Source organism: Bradyrhizobium sp. (assembly GCF_030693485.1).
GTDB lineage: Bacteria > Pseudomonadota > Alphaproteobacteria > Rhizobiales > Xanthobacteraceae > Bradyrhizobium.
In genome coordinates this window covers 1-5,870 of the sequence record NZ_JAUYAN010000065.1, presented here as the reverse complement: position 1 = coordinate 5,870, position 5,870 = coordinate 1, and the positions used below count along the sequence as shown (strand labels likewise).

General features: G+C 64.5%; 5 protein-coding genes and 2 pseudogenes. 6 read left to right on the top strand and 1 reads right to left on the bottom strand.

Annotation, left to right across the window (positions count from 1 at the left end):
- The 5 genes and pseudogenes from Q8N40_RS05010 to Q8N40_RS04990 form a co-directional block, all read left to right on the top strand.
- Positions 1–110 (top strand): annotated as a pseudogene (locus Q8N40_RS05010) (YihA family ribosome biogenesis GTP-binding protein); the annotation flags it as partial.
- A 2-nt stretch (positions 111–112) separates the two neighbouring features.
- Entirely contained in the window at positions 113–487 is a 375-nt protein-coding gene (locus tag Q8N40_RS05005) for a DUF423 domain-containing protein (RefSeq protein WP_305711033.1), read from the top strand.
- A gap of 100 nt (positions 488–587) precedes the next feature.
- Positions 588–1,484, top strand: coding sequence for an acetylglutamate kinase (gene argB, locus Q8N40_RS05000; protein WP_305320542.1), 897 nt, complete (start codon positions 588–590; stop codon positions 1,482–1,484).
- Between the two features lie 65 nt (positions 1,485–1,549).
- Positions 1,550–2,548, top strand: coding sequence for a DUF1036 domain-containing protein (locus tag Q8N40_RS04995; protein WP_305711034.1), 999 nt, complete (start codon positions 1,550–1,552; stop codon positions 2,546–2,548).
- A gap of 165 nt (positions 2,549–2,713) precedes the next feature.
- Complete coding sequence (locus tag Q8N40_RS04990) at positions 2,714–3,409, top strand: pyrimidine 5'-nucleotidase (protein WP_305320547.1); 696 nt, start codon at positions 2,714–2,716, stop codon at positions 3,407–3,409.
- A 287-nt stretch (positions 3,410–3,696) separates the two neighbouring features.
- Here the strand turns inward: Q8N40_RS04990 and Q8N40_RS04985 are convergent.
- Positions 3,697–4,738 (bottom strand): annotated as a pseudogene (locus Q8N40_RS04985) (IS110 family transposase).
- Between the two features lie 262 nt (positions 4,739–5,000).
- Here Q8N40_RS04985 and dapD point away from each other — a divergent pair.
- On the top strand, positions 5,001–5,846 hold the full coding sequence (dapD, locus tag Q8N40_RS04980) for a 2,3,4,5-tetrahydropyridine-2,6-dicarboxylate N-succinyltransferase (RefSeq protein WP_305711032.1): 846 nt from the start codon (positions 5,001–5,003) through the stop codon (positions 5,844–5,846).
- Positions 5,847–5,870: the final 24 nt, after the last annotated feature.

The window sequence follows — 5,870 nt, the reverse complement described above, 5'->3', positions numbered from 1 at the left end:
TCAAGCATCCCGCCGCCTTCCCGGAAATCCTGGTGACCTCCTCGCGCACCGGCGCCGGAATGCCGGAATTGCGCGCCGCCATGGTGCGGCTGCTCGGCGAGCGGAGCTGACGATGAGGTCGCGCCTGACCCGGATCCTGATCGTGCTGGCCGGCGTGATGGGCGCCGACGGCGTCATGCTGGCGGCGGCCGCCGCGCATCAGCCCGATGCCGCGCGGCTGGCGTCGGCGTCGTCGATGCTGCTGTTTCACGCCGCAGCGCTGCTGGGCACGGTGGCGCTGGCGGAACGCGGCGTCATTCATCTCGGGATCGGGATCCTGGCCGCCTCGGGCTTTTTCGTCGCCACCGCCCTGTTCGCCGGCGACCTGACGCTGCGGCATTTTGCTGGCCACGGGCTTTTTCCTTTTGCCGCGCCGACCGGCGGCGCGCTGCTGATCGCAAGCTGGCTGGCGCTCGCCGTGGCGGCAGCATGGCCGAAGCGCCAGTAGGCAATTATCGCGATTGTAGATGGCGCAACAGCCATGCTTTGCGCCCCGCCCGCCAATCAGATAAGAACCCGCCCAACCCGAATCTGACGAGACCCGCTTCATGACCGACGCGCCGCATATCAGTCCGCTCGATCAGGCCCGCATCCTGTCCGAGGCGCTGCCGCACATGCAGCAGTATGACGAGGAAACCATCGTCATCAAATATGGCGGCCATGCCATGGGCGCCGAGGAAACCGCCAAGGCGTTCGCCCGCGACATCGTGCTTCTGGAACAGACCGCCATCAATCCGGTCGTGGTGCACGGCGGCGGGCCGCAGATCGCCACCATGCTGAAGCGGCTCGGCATTCAGTCCGAATTCGCCGCCGGCCTGCGCATCACCGATGCCGCCACCATCGAGATCGTCGAGATGGTGCTGGCCGGCTCGATCAACAAGACGCTGGTCGGCTACATCAACGAAGCCGGCGGCAAGGCGGTCGGCCTCTGCGGCAAGGACGGCAACATGGTGACGGCGTCGAAAGCAACGCGCACCATGGTCGATCCGGATTCGCATATCGAAAGGGTGATCGATCTCGGCTTCGTCGGCGAGCCCGAGAAGGTCGATCTCACGCTGCTGAACCAGCTGATCGGTCATGAACTGATCCCGGTGCTGGCGCCGCTGGCGACATCGGCCTCGGGACAGACCTTTAACGTCAACGCCGACACGTTTGCCGGCGCGGTAGCCGGCGCGCTGAAGGCCAAGCGGCTGCTGCTGCTGACCGACGTTCCCGGCGTGCTCGACAAGTCGATGAAGCTGATTCCGGAGCTGTCGGTGAAGGACGCGCGAAAACTGATCGCCGACGGCACCATTTCCGGCGGCATGATTCCGAAGGTTGAAACCTGCATCTACTCGCTCGAGCAGGGCGTCGAGGGCGTCGTCATCATCGACGGCAAGACCCCGCACGCCGTGCTGCTCGAACTGTTCACCAACCAGGGCACCGGCACGCTGATCCACAAGTGAACCCCACCCTCGCCCCGCTCCCCCCATTGACGCGCCGTTTCCGCGCAGCGGCGCGGCGATACTGGGTGCGCACGGCCTATGCGCTGCCGGCCGCGACGATCTCGTTCCTCGCTTCGTCGGCGCCGGCCTATGCCGACCTGAAACTCTGCAACCGCATGAGCTATGTGGTCGAGGTCGCGATCGGGATCGACGACAAGGCCGCCACCGCGACGCGCGGCTGGTTCCGGATCGATCCGGCGGCGTGCCGTGTCGTCGCGCAGGGCACGCTGACTGCCGACCGCATCCTGCTCCATGCCCGCGCGCTCGGCGTCTACGGCTCGTCGCCGGTGCCGCAGAGCGGCAACGATACGCTCTGCATCGCACCGGACAATTTCGTCATCGCCGCGGCCCGACAGTGCCGCGGCGGACAGACCCCGGCGCCGTTCACCCAGGTCAATCCGACCAAGACCGACGACGGCCATCTCGTGGCGTATCTGGCCGAAGGCAGCGAATATGACGACGAGCAGGCCAGGCTCGCCGGCATCCAGCGCCTGCTGGTGATCGCGGGCTATGACGCAGCGCCGATCGACGGCGTCGACGGCCCGAAGACGCAGGGAGCATTGGCCGCATTCCTGAAAACCCGGGGGCTCGCCGCCGAGGTGGTGCAGTCGCCGAAATTCTTCGCCACCATGATCGACGCGGTGCAATCGCCGTCCACCACCGGCCTGACCTGGTGCAATGACACGCCGCACAAGATCATGGCCGCGGTCGGCACCGACGATGGCAAGACCGTGATCAGCCGCGGCTGGTACCGGATCGATCCCGGCAAATGCCTGCATCCCGACGTGTCGGGCCAGCCGAAGCAGATCTTCAGTTTCGCCGAGGCGGTCGACGGCGAGAACCGCGCGCTCAAATTCAGGGAACGGCCGCTGAACTGGGGCGGCACCACGCAGCTCTGCACCCGCGAGAGCAAGTTCGAGGTCAACGACCAGAACGACTGCGGCAACCGCGGCCTCAACCCGACAGGTTTCACCGCCGTCGACATGAGCAGCGGCGGCAAGACGCTGCGCTTCGCGATGCCGTGAAGGGATGTTCTCATTCTTCGTCGTCCCTGCGAACGTAGGAACCCACACGCCGTGCCGTTGCGATTTGAGACAGATGGATGTGGCAAGACATTCTTTGAACAATAACGGCCGGTGGCTGGATCCCTGCGTTCGCAGGGACGGCCCGGTGAGAGAGCGATGATCACGATGACAACACCCCGCGCCTTCACCGAGATCGACACCTGGGTGTTCGATCTCGACAACACGCTGTACCCGCATCACGTCAATCTGTGGCAGCAGGTCGATGCGCGGATCGGCGAGTTCGTCAGCGCCTGGCTGAAGATTACGCGGGAGGAAGCCCGCACCGTCCAGAAGGATTATTACCGCCGCTACGGCACCACCATGCGCGGCATGATGACCGAGCACGGCGTGCGCGCCGACGACTATCTCGCTTATGTGCACAGGATCGACCATTCGCCGCTGGAGCCCAACCCCGCGATGGGGGCTGCGATCGCGAGGCTTCCCGGACGCAAGCTGATCCTGACCAACGGCTCCACCGACCACGCAGCAGCCGTGCTGGCGCGGCTCGGCATTGGAGAACATTTCGAGGCGGTGTTCGACATCATTGCGGCCGAACTGGAGCCGAAGCCGGCGCCGCAGACCTACCAGAAATTCCTGCGGGATCACGGCGTCAACCCCGCCAGCTCGGCGATGTTCGAGGATCTCGCGCGCAACCTAGTAGTGCCGCACCAGCTCGGCATGACCACCGTGCTGGTGGTGCCCGACGGCTCACAGGAAGTGGTGCGCGAGGACTGGGAACTGGAAGGCCGCGGCGCTGTCTATGTCGATCATGTCACGGATGATTTGACCGGGTTTTTGCAGAAGGTGCTCGCAACACCCTGAGCCGTCGTCCCTGCGAACGCGGGGACCCATATGTGGACGGCCCCCGCGCCGCAAGAGTTTTTCGATAGTCTGATCGGATCGCTTGCATCCATATGTCCGGCCTGTTGGTGCGGCTGGTAGGCCGCTGGCCAAGATGGTTTTCCGCGACGCGAGTTCCAAACACGCCAGCGACCTCTACAGGCCAATGGGTCCCACGGATTGTCTCGCACCCGGATCGATCGATCCTACCATCTGTCTCCTTTTGCAGCTCCGGCTCAACCGGTTGGAACTACCAACCGACTGATCTCTTAGGCGGCGAGCTTTGATGCCACAGGCATGCGCGCGCCGTCGTAACTCTCGCCCGTCGTCAGCAGCTTCCAGGCAATGCGGGCAGTCTTGTTGGCAAGTGCCACCGCGGCGAGCTTCGGCGGCTTGCGCGCCAGCAATGCAACGAGCCAGGGCGACGGACGGCCGCGGCCCTTCTTCGCCTGTTGGATCACGGAGGTGGCTCCCGCCACCAAGACACTGCGCAGCATCTCATCTCCTGCGCGGGTAATCTTGCCGATCCGGGTCTTTCCGGCGGTGGAATGATCTTTCGGGGTCAACCCGATCCAGGCAGAAAAATGCCGGCCGGACGGGTACAGGTGAGGATCGGGCGCCTTCATGACCAAAGCGGTGGCGCCGATCAGCCCGATACTCGGAATCTTTGCCAATCGGCAACTGTCGGCATTGGCGCGGTGCCAGGCCATCAGCCGGGCCTCGACTGCCTTCAGTTCGATCTGCAACCGTGCATAGTCGCGGCCTTGCAGCGCAAACATCTCGCGCGCCAGCGCAGGCAGGCTCTCATCCCGGGCGATCTGCGCCAACAGCGGCTCTACCTTGACGAGACCCTTTGCGGTGATCAAGCCGAACTCCGCCGCATAACCCCGGATTGCGTTGCTGAGCTGGGTGCGCCTGGTCATCAACTGCTGGCGAACTCCCATCAGCATCAGGGCCGCCTGCTGCTCCTGGCTCTTCACCGGCACAAACTGCATCGTCGGCCGGCTCATCGCCTCGCATAGTGCTTCGGCGTCACGCCCGTCGTTCTTGTTGCGTTTAACGTAAGCCTTCACGTGCTGCGGCGCGATCAGCTTCACCTCGTGCCCGAGGTTGCGCAGCTCCCGTGCCCAGTAATGCCCGGCGCCGCAGGCTTCCATTCCAATGAGGGTCGGTGATTGCCTGGCAAAAAACGTCAACACCTCGTTGCGCCGCAGCTTCCTGCGCAATACCGGCCGCTCCGAAGCATCGACCCCATGCAGCTGAAAAAAAATGCTTCGACGTATCCATTCCAATGCGGATAATCTGGTCCACGGACGGCTCCCTTGTCTGAGATCTCAACAACCTCATTCTGGCACAATCGATGCCGTAGGGGGCCGTCCACACCATCACGCCGTGCCGTCAAGATTATGGGTGGTGTTAGCTCGCTTGTTGAACCAAGGCGCCATTGCGTCAACGACCGGGGTTATGGGTCCCTGCGTTCGCAGGGACGACGGAGGAGAGAGTCTTGACTCCCCGCCTCCAAATCCCGACAAAAGCCTCCCAAATCTCCCGCGCGCTTCCCAAGGAAATCTCGATGTCTCTCACCTCCCTCGAATCCACCGTCAACACTGCGTTCGATGCCCGCGACAGCGTCTCGACCGCGACCAGGGGCGAAGTTCGCGACGCCGTCGATTCCGCACTCGAACTGCTCGACAAGGGCGAGGCCCGGGTTGCCGAGCGCGAGGCCGGCGGCAAGTGGAAGGTCAATCAGTGGCTGAAGAAGGCGGTGCTGCTGTCGTTCCGGCTCAACGACATGAGCGCGATTGCCGGCGGCCCCGGCCAGGCCTCGTGGTGGGACAAGGTGCCCTCGAAATTCGACGGCTGGGGCGAGAACCGGTTTCGCGACGCCGGGTTTCGCGCGGTACCGGGCGCCATCGTGCGCCGCTCGGCCTTCATCGCCAGGAACGTGGTGCTGATGCCGTCCTTCGTCAATCTCGGCGCCTATGTCGATGAATCCACCATGATCGACACCTGGTCGACGGTCGGCTCCTGCGCCCAGATCGGCAAGCGCGTGCACATTTCCGGCGGCGTCGGCATCGGCGGCGTGCTGGAGCCGCTGCAGGCCGAACCCGTCATCATCGAGGACGATTGCTTCATCGGCGCGCGCTCGGAGGTCGCCGAAGGCGTCATCGTGCGCAAGGGCGCGGTGCTGTCGATGGGCGTGTTCCTCGGCGCCTCCACCAAGATCGTCGACCGCGACACTGGCGAAACCTTCATCGGCGAAGTGCCGGAATATGCCGTCGTGGTGCCCGGCAATCTGCCGGCCCGGCCCTTGAAGAACGGCCAGCCCGGCCCCTCCACCGCCTGCGCCGTGATCGTCAAGCGGGTCGACGAGCGCACCCGCGCCAAGACCAGCATCAACGAACTGCTGCGGGACTGAGCACAGGCCCTCCATCGCCCCGCT

What these genes read in the sequence shown, in the direction of transcription:
- Q8N40_RS05005 (WP_305711033.1), top strand. Translation starts at nt 113, where the DNA reads ATGAGGTCGCGCCTGACCCGGATCCTGATCGTGCTGGCCGGCGTGATG.
- argB (WP_305320542.1), top strand. Translation starts at nt 588, where the DNA reads ATGACCGACGCGCCGCATATCAGTCCGCTCGATCAGGCCCGCATCCTG.
- Q8N40_RS04990 (WP_305320547.1), top strand. Translation starts at nt 2,714, where the DNA reads ATGACAACACCCCGCGCCTTCACCGAGATCGACACCTGGGTGTTCGAT.
- dapD (WP_305711032.1), top strand. Translation starts at nt 5,001, where the DNA reads ATGTCTCTCACCTCCCTCGAATCCACCGTCAACACTGCGTTCGATGCC.